Origin of the sequence: Caulobacter sp. 1776 (assembly GCF_040545685.1) — a bacterium.
Taxonomy (GTDB): domain Bacteria; phylum Pseudomonadota; class Alphaproteobacteria; order Caulobacterales; family Caulobacteraceae; genus Caulobacter.
Genome location: NZ_JBEPMI010000005.1, coordinates 260,989 through 276,696, shown reverse-complemented (window position 1 = coordinate 276,696; position 15,708 = coordinate 260,989). Strand labels below are relative to the sequence as shown.

The window sequence follows — 15,708 nt, the reverse complement described above, 5'->3', positions numbered from 1 at the left end:
GGCGAGTAACCGCATCCCACGCTAAGTAATAACCCTCTTCCCTTGACTCCCGGGGCGGTCGGGCCGAAACGGCCGCCCCATGATCAGCCGCTACGCCCGCCCCGAAGCCGCCGCCATCTGGTCCAGCCAGACCAAGTACAAGATCTGGTTCGAGATCGAGGCCCACGCCGCCGACGCCATGGCCGAGATCGGGACCATCCCGAAGCTCGCCGCCGAGACGATCTGGGAAAAGGGCCGCGACGCGGTCTGGGACAGCGACCGCATCGACGAGATCGAGCGCGTCACCAAGCACGACGTCATCGCCTTCCTGACCCACGTGGCCGAGATCGTCGGTCCGGAAGCCCGCTTCCTGCACCAGGGCATGACCAGCTCGGACGTGCTGGACACCTGTTTCGCCGTGCAGCTCAGCAAGGCCACCGACCTCTTGCTGGAAGATGTCGACCTCGTCCTGGCCGCTCTGAAGCGCCGGGCGCTCGAGCACAAGATGACCGTCTGCGTCGGCCGCAGCCACGGCATCCACGCCGAGCCGCTGACCTTCGGCCTGAAACTGGCCGGCTACTACGCCGAATTCCAGCGCGCCAAGGAGCGCCTGGCGATGGCCCGGTTCGAGATCGCCACCTGCGCCATCTCGGGGGCCGTGGGCACCTTCGCCAATGTCGATCCGCGCGTCGAGCAGCACGTGGCCGACAAGATGGGCCTGGCGGTCGAGCCGGTCTCGACCCAGGTGATCCCGCGCGACCGCCACGCGGCCTATTTCGCCGCCCTGGGCGTGGTGGCCTCGTCGGTCGAGCGCCTGGCCACCGAGATCCGCCACCTGCAGCGCACCGAGGTCCTGGAGGCCGAGGAACCGTTCGATCCGGGCCAGAAGGGCTCGTCGGCCATGCCGCACAAGCGCAACCCGATCCTGACCGAGAACCTGACGGGCCTGGCGCGTCTGGTCCGCTCGGCCGTGGTCCCGGCCATGGAGAACGTCGCCCTCTGGCACGAGCGCGACATCAGCCACTCGTCGGTCGAGCGCGGCATCGGCCCCGACGCCACCATCCACCTCGACTTCGCCCTGCGGCGCCTGGCCGGCGTCATCGAGCGCTTCAACATCTATCCCGACAACATGGCCAAGAACCTGGACAAGCTGGGCGGCCTGGTCTTCTCGCAGCGCGTCATGCTGGCCCTGACGCAAGAGGGCGTGTCGCGCGAGGACGCCTATGCGGCCGTGCAGGGCAACGCGATGAAGGTCTGGCGCGGCGAAGGCCGGTTCATCGACTTCCTGAAGGCCGACCCGGTGGTCTCCAAGGCCCTGTCCGACACCGTGCTCGAAGAGCTGTTCGACTACGGCTATCACACCAAGAATGTGGACGTGATCTTCAAGCGCGTGTTCGGAGAGCAAGGGTAGAGGGTAGCCGCTACCGCTCATCCCAAATTTCACCGTCATTCCCGCCCTTGTGGCGGGAACCCCTGGTTCAGCTAACACGTGAGAAGCAAGCGGATCGCCAGCGATCCGCCCCTCCCCACCTGCGGCGGATAGAGGGGTTTCCGCCACAAGGGCGGGAATGACGGGCTATGGTGTGGGGTATGACGCCGTTCCAACCCACCCCCATGCGCAAGGCGGGCTTCCCTCCGGTCGTCGACGCGAGCACCCGCGTCCTGATCCTGGGCAGCCTGCCGGGCGAGGCCTCGCTGGCGGCGCGGCAATACTACGGCAATCCCAGGAACGCCTTCTGGCGACTGATGGAGAGCGTGCTGGATACGCCCCTCGTCCCGCTGGCCTATGACGACCGCCTGACGACGCTGCTCACCCACGGCGTCGGCCTCTGGGACGTGATCGCCGAGGCCGAGCGGCCAGGCAGCCTGGACGCCGCCATCCGCGATCCGGCCGCCAACGACCTGCTGACCCTGATCGAGACCCTGCCCGCCTTGCGCCTGGTCGCCTTCAACGGCGGGACGGCGGCGAAGCTGGGCGGGCGGCTGGTTGGCGGCCGCGTCCCGACCCTGGCCCTGCCCTCCTCCAGCCCGGCCCATGCGGCCCGGACTTTCGCGCAGAAGGCCGAAACCTGGTCGGCGCTTGGGGCCTATTTGAGCGCGTCGACATAGAGATCCCGGAATCGCCGCAGCTCGGCCGGGTCCAGGTCCGACACCGCCCAGTAGTTCAGGCCGCCGGCCCGCCAGTGCAGCAGCGCGTAGCCATTCCGTTGGCCGACCACGCCGAACCGGTCGGTCGGCGCGTCGCCCGGCCAGACGAACACGTTGATCACGTGCAGGCTACGCCGATAGACCAGCGCCGCCGCCGGCTGGCCTTGGACATAGTCCAGGCGTCCGCCGGCCAGCGGGAATCCCCGGTCGGCGAAGTCCACCACGGTGGGGGCGAAGGCGACCTTGCCGTCGAACCACGGCTTGACGACGTGGCGGTTGGACGTCTCCACATCGACCAGATGATTGGCTTGCAGCGAGCGGACATGGTCGGCGACCAGTTCGTCCGCCAGGCCGGTTCGCATCTGGCCGACGCCGGTCACAATCAGCACCGAGGCCATGGCGAGAGCGGCGAGGCTCGCAAGCGCACCGACGCCGGCGTACCCCGCCTGGCGCCTGGGCGCGTGTCTGGCCGCACGCGTCTCCGCGTCGATCGCGATTGCCATGCGCCGCTTGAAGGATTCTGGCGCGGCATGGGCGACGCCGGGCGTGGCCAAGGCTCCGCGCACCAGCCGCAGGTCTTCCAGCGCCTGGGCGCAGGCGGCGCAGGTCTTCAGGTGCTGCTCGACCCGCAGCACCCCGGCGGCGTCCAGTTCGCCATCCATCATCGCCTGCAGCAGCAGGCGGTTGGTGTCGCAATCGCTCATCGCGACTCCTCCGATATCGAGGCCGCGCGCAGCATCCGCGCCAGGAGCTCGCGCCCCCGGGCCAGGCGCGACATGACCGTGCCCTGGGGCACGCCCGTCATCTCGGCAACCTCGCGGTAGGACAGCCCCTCGATCTCGCGGAGGATCAGGCTCTCGCGGAACGGTTCGGGCAAGGCCTGCAGGGCGCGCTGGACGGTCGAGACGTCCGCGGCCCGCAGCAGCAGCGCCTCGGCCGAGTCCGAGGGGTCGGCGACATGGTCCCCGGCGTCCTCGGCCGTCTCGGCCTCGGAAAAGACCGCACGGCCCGCGCGGCGCGCGTTCGACCAGTCGATGAAGCCGCGCCGGACGATGGTCAGCAGCCAGGCCTTGGCGTTGTCGCCGCGATAGGTCGGAAAGCCGCGATAGGCCTTCAGCAGCGCGTCCTGGACGATGTCCTCGGCCAGCTCGACGTCACCGGTCAGGTAGCGCGCCAGGTTGTAGGCCGCGTCGATGTGGACCAAGACCACCGCGTCGAAGTCCTCGGGTCCGGTCGACACCGCCCGGGCGCGAGCGCGCCACCAGGCCCGCCCGCCGCCCCATCGCCCGCCCTGCGCGGCGACGGCCAGCAGCGGGCCCAGCATCAGGACCAGGACGCGCGCGCCCAACAGCTGGCCGGGCGCGCGGATCGTCGGGCGGAGGATGGCCAGGCCGGTCATCGAAAGCGCTCGCACCTCAGCTCGGCTTCACCACCACCTTGCCGATCATGTGGGGATGCAGGGAGCAGAAATAGCCGAATTCCCCGGGCTTGGTGAAGGTGAAGGAAAAGCGCTCGTCGGTGTCGAGGACCTTGGACTTGAACGACTTGTCGTTGGCCACGACCGTATGGGGGATGTCGTCCTGGTTGACCCAGGTCACGGTGGTCCCGACGCCGACCGTCAGGACCGTGGGGCCGAAGGTGAAGTTGTCGATCCGGACGGTCGGACCGGCAGGCACGGTCGCGGCGGCGACAGGCGTGACGACGGCGGCGCCGGCCGAGCAGAAGGCGAGCGCCAGGGCGCCGACGAGAGCGGGAAAGCGGGACATGAAGAGCCTTGTGATTTGAGGGATTAGGCGAGCGTGTCGTCGATCAGCGCGATGCGGTCCTGGCCGCGCACGAAGGTCGCGCTGGTGATCCCGAGCATCGAGCGCAGCTGCGCGGCGGGCACCTTCAGCGGCCCCGGCGACGGCCCCTCGCCGCCCACCGGCTGCGGGAAGGCGGTCGAACGGGCGGTGTGGAAGGCGATATTGCCCTCCACCTTCTGGGTGATCTGGTGGATGTGGCCGTTCAGCACGGTCACCGAGCCGAAGCGCTTCAGATAACCCAGCGCCTGGGCGGCGTCATCGGTGCCCCAGCCCCAGTCGGCATAGACCGTCCAGAGGGGGATGTGGGCGAAGACCACGATCGGTGTCGAGGCCGAGCGGCCGGCCAGGTCCTTCTCCAGCCATTCCAGCTGGTCCTGGCCGAGGCTGCCCATGCCGCCCGCCTTCAGGTTGACGACATTGACCAGGGCCACGAAGTGCACGCCGTTGTGGTCGAAGCTGTACCAGCCCGCGCCCTTGGTCCCCTTGCCATAGCGGTCGAGGAAGGCCTTGCCCGCGCCCTCGTCCAGCATGTCGTGCTCGCCCGGCACGTGAAACACGGTCAGGCCGGCCTCCTTGAGGATCTGGTCGGCGTCGTCGAACTCCTCGGGCCGCGACAGCTGGGTCACGTCGCCCGTGTGGATGATGAAGTCCGGCTTGACCGGCAGGGTCAGGATCTTGCCCACCGCCTCGCGAAAGGTGGCCCTGGCGTCCGGATTGGCCGGTTTGTTGAAGCCGATATGGCTGTCGCTGATCTGCAGGAAGGAAAAGCCCTTGGCCTTCGCGCCGTAGGGCTTGGCCGCGGCCTGGTCGAGGCTGATCGAGCTGGCCAGCCCGCCGCCCAGGGTGAACAGCGCGCCGGTTCCCGCCCAGGCCATGCACTTGAGGAATCCGCGCCGGTCTTCGTGATGATCGTCCATCTTGGCTCCTTGGACTCAAGGTCTGAGGAGCTAGACGGGGGTGGGCGCGGGGTTATTCCCGGCGGTGGTGAAAAACCTCGGCCGCGCCTCTCCGTGTCATCCCGACCGCAGCGAAGCGGAGAGCCGGGACCCAGGAGCCACGACCAGTGCGGCGGCCCCTGGGTCCCGGATAGCGCTACGCGCTTCCGGGATGACATGTTGAGGATTACCGCCCCGGCGGCTTCCAGTTGATCACATGATAGACCGCGTTGGTCGTCCCGACGTTCTTCAGCGCGTGCGGACTGTTCGAGGCGTTGAAGATCACGCCGCCCGGGCCGACCTTCTTCCATTCGCCGCCGGACAAGGTCTCGACCTGGCCCTCGCGGATGATCACCAGCTCCTCGTTCGGATGCTGGTGCGGCGGGTGCGAGCTGGTTCCGGGCTTCAGGGTGGTGACGTGCAGCTCCAGCTCGTCCAGCGTCGCGGTCGGGCCGCGGGCGATCTGGGCGTAGGTCCCGACGTCGGTGTCATGCGGCTTGAGGTCCTCCCAGCGCCAAACCGACGGGCCGATCAGGGCGGGCTTGGGCGCCTGGGCGACGGCGACGCCAGCCAGGGTCAGGACGGCCGCTCCGGTGGCGATCGCGAGGTCGCGCTTGGTGATCATCGCCATCTTCCTAGAACGTGTACGGCTTGCGCTGCGGGCGACCGAGCATCGCGTTGGCCTCGTCGTCGCCGAGGAAGCGTTCGGCCTTGGGATCCCACTTCAGACGGCGGCCGGTCTTCATAGCCGCGTGGTGCAGCAGGCAGGTCGAGCAGGCGCGATGGCCGACCTCGGCGGTGGCGGCGGGCGGTTTGCGGCTGCGGATCGAGTCCAGCCAGTCGCCGTGCTGTTCCTCCGAGCGGCGCAGGTGGATCTCGTTGGGGCCGATGACGCTGTCGAGGATCTTCGGATCGCTGGCGGCCAGGGACGGGGTCGGCTTCTGGCCGAAGCTGGGGTCGCTGCTGGTGACGGGCGCGTCGCGGGCCACGAAGATCCAGCCGTCGCTGCCGATGAACTTCACCCCGTTCGGGAAGTCGCCCGAGATGTCCATGGTCACGCCGTTGGCGTAGCGGGCGTGGGTCAGGAACTTGCCGTGCACGTTCCACAGGCCGCTCTTGGGGAACTCGGCCGAGCCCCAGACCTCGACCGGGCCCGAGTGCTCCATGTCCATGCCCCAGTGGGCGGTGTCGACGTGGTGGGCGCCCCAGCCGGTGATCATGCCGGCGGTGAACTGCTCGCAGCGCAGCCAGCCCGGCCGGTCGAACGAGCCCTGCGGGTGCACCCGCATCTCGGTGTAATAGACCTCCGGCGTCGAGCCCAGCCAGGCGTCGTAGTTCAGATTGGCCGGGATCGGCTGCTCCGGCGCCTCGGGGCCGGAAGGGTCGCCCGGCAGGCCGACCTCGACGTGCTTCAGCTGGCCGATGCGGCCGTTGCGGACCAGCTCGCAGGCGCGGCGGAACTGCGGCCATGGCTTGTCGGAGCGCTGCTGCGAGCCGATCTGCAAGATGCGGCCGGTGGCGGCGACCGCGTCGGCCATGGTCCGGCCCTCGGCGATGGTCAGCGAGGCCGGCTTCTGCAGATAGACGTCCTTGCCGGCCTTGACCGCGTGGACGGCCAGAATGGCGTGCTGATGGTCGGGCGTGGCGACGATGACGGCGTCGATGTCCTTGGCCGCCAGCAGTTCGTGATAGTCGCCATAGGTGCGGGCGCTGTCCCAGGTCCGACCGTATTTCTTGCTGTAGGTTTCGTCGACCAACTGCTTGCCCAGCGCCAGGCGCTTGGAGTCGACGTCGCAGACCGCCAGGATCTGGGCGTGGTCGTACTTGAAGGTCTCGGCCATGTCGTGGCCGCGGGCGATGCGCCCGACGCCGATGACGCCGATGTTGATCCGGTTCGACGGCGCGTTCTGACCGAACACCGTGGCCGGCACGATGGTCGGAAAGGCGATGCCGGCCCCGATGACGGCGCGGCGGGAAGGCTTCCTCATCGTCATCCTCCTCAACCCAGAGCCGGACGGGTGGCGGTCTTCTGGGCGGTCAGCACCAGCTCGGCGGCCAGCAGGGCCTGGGCCTGGTCCTGGGCGGTGGCGGTGCGCTCGACGATGTCGTTGACGAACTGCGGCCCGAACGGCAGGGCGACCTGGCTGCAGTCGATGTAGCGGGCCTGCTTCTTGTCGACGATCAGCAGGTGGTTGGCGCCCGGCCGCCCCGTCGGATCGATGTATTTTCGCAGCTCGATATAGCCCTCGGTCCCGAGGATGAAGAGCCGCCCGTCGCCCCAGACGCCCAGGCCGTCGGGCGTGAACCAGTCGACCCGGACATAGCCCGTCCCGCCGTCGCCCACGACGGTCATGTCGCCGAAGTCCTCGAACTTGGCGTGGTCCTTGTTGTTGACGTTGCCGGTCTGGCTGGCGACGACCTTGGCGGTCTTGCTGCCGGTGTAGAACAGGAACTGGTCGGCCTGGTGCGAGCCGATGTCGGTCAGGATGCCGCCGTAGCGGGCCTTGTCCCAGAACCAGTCCGGGCGGCCGGTCCCGATGCGATGCGGGGCCAGGTTGACGGTCTGGACGACCTTGCCGATCGCGCCCGCCTGGACCAGTTCGCCGGCCTTGATCGCCGCGGGCACCTCGAGGCGCTCGGAATACATGATCGCGTACTTGCGGCCCGTGGCCTTCACCGCCGCGCGGACCTGAGCCAGCTGCGCCAGGCTGATGATGCCCGGCTTGTCGGACAGGTAGTCCTTGCCCGCCGCCATCACCTTCAGGCCCAGTGGGACGCGCTGGTCGGGGATCGGGGCGGCGGCGACCAGCTGGATCGACTTGTCGTTCAGGATCTCGTCGATGCTCCGGGCCAACGGCACGTCGCCGTGCTGCTTTCTGAAGTCGGCCAGCTGCTTTTCGTCGTTGCCGTAGGCGTAGACGAAGACGCATTCGCCCCCGCCCCGCTTGACGGCCGCCGTCATGCTCATGATGTGATAGTGGTCGAGGCCGATCACCGCGAACCGGATCTTGTGGCGGGGCGTGACGATCGGACCGGGTCCGGCGACGTCCTGGCTGATCGTTCCCGACTGGGCCAGCGCCTCCCCGGCCAGGGCCGCGCCGCCGACGCCGGCGGCCATCAGGAACGTACGACGGCTCGCTAGGTCTTTCATCGCTTCCTCCACGCGCCAGTTTGGCCTGACCACCTATTGAAAGAGATCAGACCACTAAAACGCGACGGAGGAAATACCCTCCGAGGTCGTACGCGGTCGACACCACATTACGGGAAATTCATCTGCGCCGCCGTCGCGCTTGGTGCAGCATCCCGCCCTTCGAGGGGTTTGGGATCCTACACATGCGCATCTTCCTGCTGGCCGCCGTCTCGGCGGTCGCGATCTCCAGCGCGGCCGTCGCCGCCGACAAGCCGATGTACGGCGCCTGGGGCGTCGACCTGACGGCCCGTGACCTGGCGGTGAAGCCCGGCGACGACTTCAACAAGTACGCCAACGGCGCCTGGGAAAAGAAGACCACCATCCCGGCCGACCAGGCCTCGGCCGGCGTCGGCTATGACGTCTACAACCGCTCGCAGGATCAGCTGCGCACCCTGATCGAGACGGCGGACGCCTCGACCCCGATCGGCGCGCTGTACAAGGGCTTCACCGACGAGGCCAAGGTCGAGCAGATCGACGACGCGCCGCTGAAGGCCGACCTGGCCAAGATCGCCGCCGTCTCCAGCAAGGCCGAACTGGCCAAGGCCCTGGGCGCGGCCCATGGCGGCTTCGGCCCCGACCTGTTCTCGCTGGACATCTATCCGGACGCCAAGAACCCCGAGCTGAACACCCTCTATATCGGCCAATCGGGCCTCGGCCTGCCCGACCGCGACTACTATCTGACCGACGGCTTCAAGCCGCAGCTGGACGCCTACAAGGCCTTCGCCGAGCGGGCGCTGAAGATGGCCGGCTATGCCGATCCGGCCAAGTCGGCCGCCGACGTGATCGCCTTCGAGACCGCGATCGCCAAGGTCAGCTGGCCGGTCGCCGACCGCCGCGACATCGACAAGGTCTACAACCCCGTCACGATGGACGAGCTGAAGGCCTATGCGCCGGAAGTGCCGTGGACTGAGTATCTGGCCGCCGCCGGGATCACCGGCCGCAGCCAGGTGGTGCTTGGCGAGAAGACCGCCGTCCGCGACCTGGCCAAGCTGTTCGCCGACACGCCGCTGGAGACTCTCAAGGCCTGGCAGACGGTGCAGGGCGTGCAGGAGATGTCGCCGTATCTCTCCAAGCGCTTCGTCGACAGCCGCTTCGAGTTCATCAAGGTCCTGTCGGGCCAGACCCAGCTGCGTCCCCGCTGGAAGCGCGGCGTGCAGCTGGTCGACGGCAGCCTGGGCGAACTGGTCGGCCAGGCCTATGTCGCCAAGTACTTCCCGCCCTCGTCCAAGGCCCAGATGGTCGACCTGATCGCCAATCTGAAGACGGCCATGGCCGAGCGCATCCAGAAGGCCCCGTGGATGGCCCCGGCCACCAAGCAGGCGGCGCTGACCAAGCTGTCGAAGATGTCGGTGATGGTCGGCTATCCCGACAAATGGCGCGACTATTCGGGCCTGAAGCTGGACGTCAACGACCTCTACGGCAACGTCCGCCGCAGCGGCGCCTTCGAGTGGGCCTACACCCTCTCGGACCTGGGCAAGCCGGTCGACCACGGCAAGTGGGGCATGACCCCGCAGACCGTGAACGCCTACAACGGCGGGCTGGAGAACAAGATCGTCTTCCCGGCCGGCATCCTGCAGGCCCCCTATTTCGATCCGGCCGCCGATCCGGCGGTGAACTACGGCGCGATCGGCGCGGTGATCGGCCACGAGATCAGCCACGGCTTCGACGACCAGGGTCGCAAGATCGACGACACCGGCAAGTTGCGCGACTGGTGGACCGCCGAGGACGCCAAGCGCTTCGAGGCCCAGGCCGCCGTGCTGGGCGGCCAGTACGCGACCTACGAGCCCGTGCCCGGCATGAAGATCAATCCGGCCCTGACCATGGGCGAGAATATCGCCGACCTGGCTGGCCTGCAGGTGGCCTATGACGCCTACCACGCCTCGCTGAAGGGCAAGCCCGCCCCGGTGATCGGCGGCATGACCGGCGACCAGCGCTTCTTCCTGGCCTTCGCCCAAAGCTGGCAGGACAAGTCGCGCGACGACTCGCTGAAGCAACAGATGGCCTCGGACCCGCACTCGCCGTCGAACTTCCGGGTCATCGGCCCGACCCGCAACGTCGACGCCTGGTACGCCGCCTTCGGCGTCAAGCCGGGCGACAAGTTCTACCTGCCGCCGGAGAAGCGCTCGCGCATCTGGTAGGCGGTCCGTCGAACGATGCTCGCGCCGCCTGACCGGGCGGCGCGAGCGGAGGGGCCTGGTGAAGGTCTAGGCGATCTTCTTCACCGGCACGTTCTCGACGTGCGTCGTCACATAGTTGAACCCGCCCGAGCCGTCCCACTGCTGGTCCACCGACAGGGCGGCGGTGAACTTGGCCAGGAACGAGCCGATGGCCGGCGGCGGCACGCTGTAGACGAAGTCGCCCTGCAGCGAGACCAGCTGGTGGTTGGGCCCAAAGCCCGTCTGATAGATCTGGCCGGTGACGGGGAACCGGTGGTTGCCGCCGGGGATGGCCTGGGTGATCTCGGCGATGCCGGCGACATGGCCCGAGGCGGCTTGCACCGACAGGGCCAGGTTGACGAGCGGGGCGCCCGGCAGGCCGGCGTTCCCGACCACCGCCTTGACGAAATAGAGACCGATCACATCGCTGGCGGTCTTCTGGGTGTGAAGCGTACCGACTTCCGCGGTCATTGAACGTCCTCCCGTTTGGCCGGTCGGGACGACCGGTCCGGCGGGACATTGATCCTTCCCTCCGGCGATGCCAGTAAAACCTATGCGGAAACTTGAATTTCTAACAACTCATAAGTGCATTGCCTAAACGCACGCGCTGGACGCCGCGCGCCGAGGCCTTGAGTCGCAACCGTTGGACGGTTCGCTCCCGAAGCCCGGCGTTCGGGCGGTGTTTAGAATAAATCGACATCGGTCTTCCGGCCGTTGGCCGGATCCAGCCTGATCAAGAAGGAAGCACGGTCGCGCCGCGCGTCCGCGCCGCCGGCTTGGCGTTTGCGGCCGGACGTTTCTCGGGCCACCCTCCTGCTGGACGCGGCCCCTGAACGCGGCCCCTGAACGCGGCTTGTGAGGAAGCATGGCCTTCGCCTCGACCATCGGCGCGACGACGTGGCGGTTCGACAGCCTGGCCGATCTGATGGCCAAGGCCTCGCCGCCGCGTTCGGGCGACGCCCTGGCCGGGATCGCCGCGACCAGCGCCCAGCAGAACGTCGCCGCCAAGCAGGCCCTGGCCGACGTCCCGCTGAAGACCTTCCTGAACGAGGCTTTGGTTCCCTACGAGACCGACGAGGTCACTCGGCTGATCCTGGACGGCCACGACGCCGCGGCCTTCGCGCCGGTGGCGTCCCTGACCGTCGGCGAGTTCCGCGACTGGCTGCTGTCCGAGACCGCCACCCCGGCCGTCCTGGCCCGCCTGGCGCCCGGCCTGATCCCGGAGATGGCCGCCGCCGTCAGCAAGATCATGCGCAACCAGGACCTGATCCTGGCGGCCAGCAAATGCCGGGTGACGACAAGGTTCAGGAACACCATCGGCCTGCCCGGCACCATGGCCGTGCGCCTGCAGCCCAACCACCCGACCGACGATCCGGCGGGGGTTACCGCCTCGATCCTGGATGGCCTGCTGTACGGTTGCGGCGACGCGGTGATCGGCATCAATCCGGCCAGTGACAGCCCCGCGGTGCTGGCCGATCTGCTGCGACTGATGGAGGACCTGATCCGGCGGTTCGAGATCCCCACCCAGTCCTGCGTGCTGACCCACGTGACCAGCGCCATCGAACTGGTCGAGCGCGGCGCGCCGGTCGACCTGGTCTTCCAGTCGATCGCCGGCACCGAGGCCGCCAATACGAGCTTCGGCGTCACCCTGGACTTGCTGAAGGAAGGCCTGGACGCTGGCCGCTCGCTGCAGCGCGGGACCGTGGGCGACAACGTCATGTATTTCGAGACCGGCCAGGGCTCGGCCCTGTCGGCCGGCGCGCACCATGGCGTCGACCAGCAGACCCTGGAGGCCCGCGCCTATGGCGTCGCCCGCGCGTTCGAGCCGCTGCTGGTCAACTCGGTCGTCGGCTTCATCGGCCCCGAATATCTGTACGACGGCAAGCAGATCATCCGGGCGGGGCTGGAGGACCATTTCTGCGGCAAGCTGCTGGGCGCGCCGCTGGGGGTGGACGTCTGCTACACCAACCACGCCGAGGCCGACCAGGACGACATGGACAGCCTGCTGACCCTGCTGGCGACCGCCGGGGTCACCTTCGTCATGGGCGTGCCGGGAGCCGACGACGTGATGCTGAACTACCAGTCGACCTCGTTCCACGACGCCCTCTATGTCCGCGAGCTGCTGGGCCTGAAGCGCGCGCCGGAGTTCGAGGCCTGGCTGGCGCGGCTGCGGATCACCAGCGACGACGGCCGCCTGGTCCCTGCTCGCGCGAGCCATCCGCTGCTGGCCGGCGCATGAGCCGTCTCGTTCCGCCCGATCCCTGGAGCGCCCTGCGGACCCGCACCCCGGCCCGGATCGCCATCGGCCGCTCGGGATCCAGCCTGCCGACCCGCGAGGTGCTGGCCTTCTCCCTGGCCCACGCCCAGGCGCGCGACGCGGTCCACGCGCCGTTCGAGGCCGAGACGGTGGCCGCCGGGATCGAGGCGCTGGGTGTCTCCACCCTGCGCGTCGACAGCGCCGCGCCCGACCGCGCGACCTATCTGCGCCGGCCGGACTTGGGGCGCCGCCTGTCCGATCCCAGCCGCATCGCCCTGGCCGCCGCGCGCGGCCCGGCCGACCTGGCGATCGTCGTCGCCGACGGCCTGTCCGGCGCCGCCGTCCACGCCCACGCCGCGCCGCTGATCGCCGCCCTGCTGCCGCACGTCGAGGCCGAGGGCTGGAGCCTCGCCCCCGTCACGGTCGCCAGCCAGGCCCGCGTGGCGCTGGGCGACGAGGTCGGCGAGCTGCTGGGCGCGCGGCTGGTTCTGCTTCTGGTCGGCGAGCGGCCCGGCCTGTCCTCGCCCGACAGCCTGGGAGCCTATCTGACCTTCCAGCCCCGCATCGGCCGCACCGACGCCGAGCGCAACTGCGTCTCCAACATCCGCGCCGAGGGCCTCTCCTACGCACAGGCCGCATTCAAGCTGGCCTGGCTGATGCGCGAGGCCCTGCGCCTGTCGCTGACCGGCGTGGCGCTGAAGGACGAGAGCGATACCGCGTTGTTGGTCTCGCCGCCCATCCTGCCCTCCCCCTAGCTGTCATCCCGGCCGAAGAGCCGGGACCGCTACGGCGCCGACGCTTGCCGCGGTCCCGGGTCTACGCTGCGCTTCGCCCGGGATGACATTGATTTACGCGCCTTCCTCACCAGGCGCCGAAATAGTGGACGTCGCTGCGGGAGAACACCGTTCCCCAAAGGCCGAGAGTCGCCGACACTCTGGACGGGGCGCACCCTTGGCCTCGAGGCCATGGAGGGACGAGTCATGAGCGAACCAGCGGCGGGCGGCGGCGTCAGCTACGAGAAGGTCGACGACGGCTATTTCGAGAAACGCGGCCTCAAGCGCTATGCGGGCGTGTTCTCGCTGTGGGCGCTGGGCGTCGGGGCGGTGATCTCGGGCCAGTTCTCGGGCTGGAACCTGGGGATGGGCGTCGGCGGCTGGGGCGGCATGCTAATCGCCACCCTGATCATCACCGTCATGTATCTGGGCCTGACCTTCTCGATCGCCGAGATGGCCGCGGCCCAGCCGCATACGGGCGGCGCCTATTCGTTCGCGCGATCGGCCATGGGCCCCTGGGGCGGTTTCGTCACCGGCCTGTGCGAGAACGTTGAATACGTTCTGACCGCGGCCGTGGTCTGCTTCTTCATCGGCAGCTATCTGGGCGGCATCTTCGGGACGCCGGCCTGGGTGCAGCCGCTCTACTGGATCGGGGCCTATGTCGTGTTCGTCGGGCTGAACGCCGGCGGGGTGGCGATGTCGTTCCGCTTCACGGTGTTCATCACCCTGCTGGCCCTGGCCTGCCTGGCCGTGTTCTGGGTCAGCGCCCTGCCCCACGCCGACTTCGCCAAGTACGCCCTGAACGTCGGCCCGGGCGGGACCGAGCTGAAGGACGGCCACGGCCCGTTCCTGCCGGCCGGGATCGGCGGGGCCCTGGCCCAGCTGCCGTTCGCGGTCTGGCTGTTCCTGGCCATCGAGCAACTGCCCCTGGCCGCCGAGGAATCGCACACGCCGCAGCGCGACCTGCCCAAGGGCATCATCCTGGGCATGCTGACCCTGATCGCCTCGGCCCTGCTGGTGCTGTGGTTGAACAGTTCGATCCCGGCCGGGACCTTCGCCCTGTCCAAGTCGGGCGAGCCGATCCTGGACGGGTTCCGCGCGATCTATGGCGGCTCGCTGGCCAAGGTGCTGGCGGCGGTCGCCGTGGCCGGCCTGGTGGCCAGCTTCCACGCGATCATCTTCGCCTATGGCCGGCAGATCTACTCGCTGTCGCGAGCGGGCTACTTCCCCCGCGCCCTGTCGGTGACCCACGGGGTGCGCAAGACGCCGGACGTGGCGCTGATCACCGGCTCGCTGGCTGGTCTGGCGGTCATGCTGGTCGTCTGGTTCGCCCTCGGCGCCGAGAAGGGCGCGGCGGTGATCGGCGGGACCCTGCTGAACATGGCCGTGTTCGGGGCCATGCTGTCCTACGTCGCCCAGGGCGCGTCCTACATTCTGCTACGCCGGAAGCTTCCGGACCTGGAGCGGCCCTACAAGAGCATGTTCGGCGTGGCTGGGGCGGGTTTGACGGTGATCATCTCGCTGGTGACGATCGTCTACCAACTGAAGGACCCGGTCTATCGGACCGGCGTCATCGGCGTGGCGGTCTGGTTCGCGGTGGGAATCGCCTATTTCGCCGCCGTCGGCCGCAAGAAGCTGGTGCTGTCGCCCGAGGAAGCCTTCGCCATCAACGGCGGCAAGGCGGCCTACGAGAGCCACTAGGATCCGAATTCACGCGTCAGGATCCCAAAACCGTGTCATCCCGGAAGCCTCGCAGAAGCTATCCGGGACCCAGGGGCCGGCGCAGTGCGGTCGCCCCTGGGTCCCGGCTCTACGCGCTGCGCGCTCCGGCCGGGATGACACGAAAAGTGGACTTGGTTTGTGAAGCAAGGCCAGCCCAGACATGAAAAAGGCCGCCCCTTGGAGCGGCCTCGTTCTTAGCGCTGGAAGGCGTGGCGGTTACTCGCTGGCCTTGATCTGCTCGCGGGCGTGAGACAGCAGCTCGTCCATCTTCATGCGCACCTCGCCCTCGGACACCGAAACGCCCGAGCCTTTCAGGTCCTCGAAGACCTTGCGCAGCACGTCCTCGTCGCCCGGCTGTTCGAAGTCGGACTTGACCACGGCGCGAGCATATTCCTCGACCGTCGCCAGGCCCATCAGGCCAGCCGCCCATTCGCCCAGCAGGCGGTTGCGGCGCGCGGTCGCCTTGAATTCCAGTTCCTGGTCGTGCGCGAACTTGCGTTCGAAACCCTGTTCGCGTTCGTCGAAGGTGGTCATGAAGGCCCCAAAGTCGCCGAGAGCCCGTCGCCGCCAGATAAACCCTCTGGCGCGACAGGCTCCAATTCTAAACATTTAGAGCATGATGGTCGCCGAAAACGGCGTCCATTTTCGGCTATCATGCTCTTCAGCCGGCTGCATATCCCGTGGCGGTCTCCGCCGCAATCGGCGGATAGGCCGCAGCCGACGTTTCCGATCCGAGCATAGAC

At 68.4% G+C, this 15,708-nt stretch carries 15 protein-coding genes and 3 pseudogenes; 7 read left to right on the top strand and 11 right to left on the bottom strand.

Going from position 1 to position 15,708, the window contains the following annotated elements; all coding sequences use genetic code 11:
* Positions 1–79: 79 nt before the first annotated feature.
* Positions 80–1,390: an adenylosuccinate lyase gene (gene purB, locus ABIC66_RS14980; RefSeq protein WP_354071075.1), complete on the top strand. Its 1,311-nt coding sequence runs from the start codon at positions 80–82 to the stop codon at positions 1,388–1,390.
* A gap of 33 nt (positions 1,391–1,423) precedes the next feature.
* Here the strand turns inward: purB and ABIC66_RS24245 are convergent.
* Positions 1,424–1,584: pseudogene (locus tag ABIC66_RS24245) on the bottom strand (hypothetical protein); the annotation flags it as partial.
* A 9-nt stretch (positions 1,585–1,593) separates the two neighbouring features.
* On the opposite strand from ABIC66_RS24245, the gene ABIC66_RS14975 reads away from it, so the two are divergent.
* Positions 1,594–2,088, top strand: a complete 495-nt coding sequence (locus tag ABIC66_RS14975) for a DNA-deoxyinosine glycosylase (protein WP_354071287.1) — start codon at positions 1,594–1,596, stop codon at positions 2,086–2,088.
* Here the strand turns inward: ABIC66_RS14975 and ABIC66_RS14970 are convergent.
* From ABIC66_RS14970 to ABIC66_RS14955, 4 genes are read right to left on the bottom strand one after another with little or no spacing between them, the layout of a single operon-like run.
* Positions 2,067–2,831 carry an anti-sigma factor family protein gene (locus ABIC66_RS14970; protein WP_354071074.1) on the bottom strand — a complete coding sequence of 255 codons (765 nt, stop codon included), beginning with the start codon at positions 2,829–2,831 and terminating at the stop codon, positions 2,067–2,069. The two genes, ABIC66_RS14975 and ABIC66_RS14970, sit on opposite strands and share 22 nt — an antisense overlap.
* On the bottom strand, positions 2,828–3,526 hold the full coding sequence (locus ABIC66_RS14965) for a sigma-70 family RNA polymerase sigma factor (protein ID WP_354071073.1): 699 nt from the start codon (positions 3,524–3,526) through the stop codon (positions 2,828–2,830). Before ABIC66_RS14965 ends, ABIC66_RS14970 begins: the two co-directional genes overlap by 4 nt.
* Before the next feature lie 16 nt (positions 3,527–3,542).
* On the bottom strand, positions 3,543–3,893 hold the full coding sequence (locus ABIC66_RS14960; protein ID WP_354071072.1) for a cupredoxin domain-containing protein: 351 nt from the start codon (positions 3,891–3,893) through the stop codon (positions 3,543–3,545).
* Positions 3,894–3,916: 23 nt separating this feature from the next.
* Positions 3,917–4,849, bottom strand: a complete 933-nt coding sequence (locus ABIC66_RS14955; RefSeq protein ID WP_354071071.1) for a metallophosphoesterase family protein — start codon at positions 4,847–4,849, stop codon at positions 3,917–3,919.
* Positions 4,850–4,913: 64 nt separating this feature from the next.
* On the opposite strand from ABIC66_RS14955, the pseudogene ABIC66_RS24240 reads away from it, so the two are divergent.
* Positions 4,914–5,019, top strand: a pseudogene (locus ABIC66_RS24240) (hypothetical protein); the annotation flags it as partial.
* A 35-nt stretch (positions 5,020–5,054) separates the two neighbouring features.
* On the opposite strand, the gene ABIC66_RS14950 reads toward ABIC66_RS24240, so the two are convergent.
* Genes ABIC66_RS14950 through ABIC66_RS14940 form a run of 3 tightly spaced genes read right to left on the bottom strand, consistent with a single transcriptional unit; the run spans position 5,055 to position 8,018 of the window.
* Positions 5,055–5,492 carry a cupin domain-containing protein gene (locus tag ABIC66_RS14950; RefSeq protein ID WP_354071070.1) on the bottom strand — a complete coding sequence of 146 codons (438 nt, stop codon included), beginning with the start codon at positions 5,490–5,492 and terminating at the stop codon, positions 5,055–5,057.
* Positions 5,493–5,502: 10 nt separating this feature from the next.
* A complete protein-coding gene (locus tag ABIC66_RS14945) occupies positions 5,503–6,855 on the bottom strand; it encodes a Gfo/Idh/MocA family protein (protein WP_354071069.1) in 1,353 nt (450 codons plus the stop codon).
* 11 nt (positions 6,856–6,866) lie between these two features.
* The gene (locus tag ABIC66_RS14940; protein ID WP_354071068.1) at positions 6,867–8,018 is read right to left on the bottom strand and encodes a Gfo/Idh/MocA family protein; all 1,152 of its coding nucleotides are present in this window, start codon (positions 8,016–8,018) and stop codon (positions 6,867–6,869) included.
* A 182-nt stretch (positions 8,019–8,200) separates the two neighbouring features.
* Here ABIC66_RS14940 and ABIC66_RS14935 point away from each other — a divergent pair, with 182 nt between their 5' ends.
* Positions 8,201–10,195: a M13 family metallopeptidase gene (locus ABIC66_RS14935; RefSeq protein WP_354071067.1), complete on the top strand. Its 1,995-nt coding sequence runs from the start codon at positions 8,201–8,203 to the stop codon at positions 10,193–10,195.
* 66 nt (positions 10,196–10,261) lie between these two features.
* Here ABIC66_RS14935 and ABIC66_RS14930 read toward each other — a convergent pair whose 3' ends face one another.
* Positions 10,262–10,684, bottom strand: a complete 423-nt coding sequence (locus tag ABIC66_RS14930; protein ID WP_354071066.1) for a DUF1842 domain-containing protein — start codon at positions 10,682–10,684, stop codon at positions 10,262–10,264.
* Between the two features lie 394 nt (positions 10,685–11,078).
* Between ABIC66_RS14930 and ABIC66_RS14925 the strand changes: the two genes are divergently transcribed.
* The 3 genes from ABIC66_RS14925 (at position 11,079) to ABIC66_RS14915 (ending at position 14,944) form a co-directional block, all read left to right on the top strand.
* Complete coding sequence (locus ABIC66_RS14925) at positions 11,079–12,452, top strand: ethanolamine ammonia-lyase subunit EutB (protein ID WP_354071065.1); 1,374 nt, start codon at positions 11,079–11,081, stop codon at positions 12,450–12,452.
* Entirely contained in the window at positions 12,449–13,225 is a 777-nt protein-coding gene (eutC, locus tag ABIC66_RS14920; protein ID WP_354071064.1) for an ethanolamine ammonia-lyase subunit EutC, read from the top strand. The genes ABIC66_RS14925 and eutC overlap by 4 nt, the downstream gene beginning before the upstream one ends.
* A gap of 225 nt (positions 13,226–13,450) precedes the next feature.
* Positions 13,451–14,944, top strand: a complete 1,494-nt coding sequence (locus ABIC66_RS14915; RefSeq protein ID WP_354071063.1) for an amino acid permease — start codon at positions 13,451–13,453, stop codon at positions 14,942–14,944.
* A gap of 61 nt (positions 14,945–15,005) precedes the next feature.
* On the opposite strand, the pseudogene ABIC66_RS14910 reads toward ABIC66_RS14915, so the two are convergent.
* Together ABIC66_RS14910 and ABIC66_RS14905 are read right to left on the bottom strand one after the other, a co-directional pair.
* A pseudogene (locus tag ABIC66_RS14910) lies at positions 15,006–15,123 on the bottom strand (hypothetical protein); the annotation flags it as partial.
* Between the two features lie 58 nt (positions 15,124–15,181).
* Positions 15,182–15,499 (bottom strand): DUF1476 domain-containing protein, encoded by a 318-nt coding sequence (locus ABIC66_RS14905; protein ID WP_354071062.1) that lies wholly within the window; start codon positions 15,497–15,499, stop codon positions 15,182–15,184.
* Between the last annotated feature and the right edge of the window lie 209 nt (positions 15,500–15,708).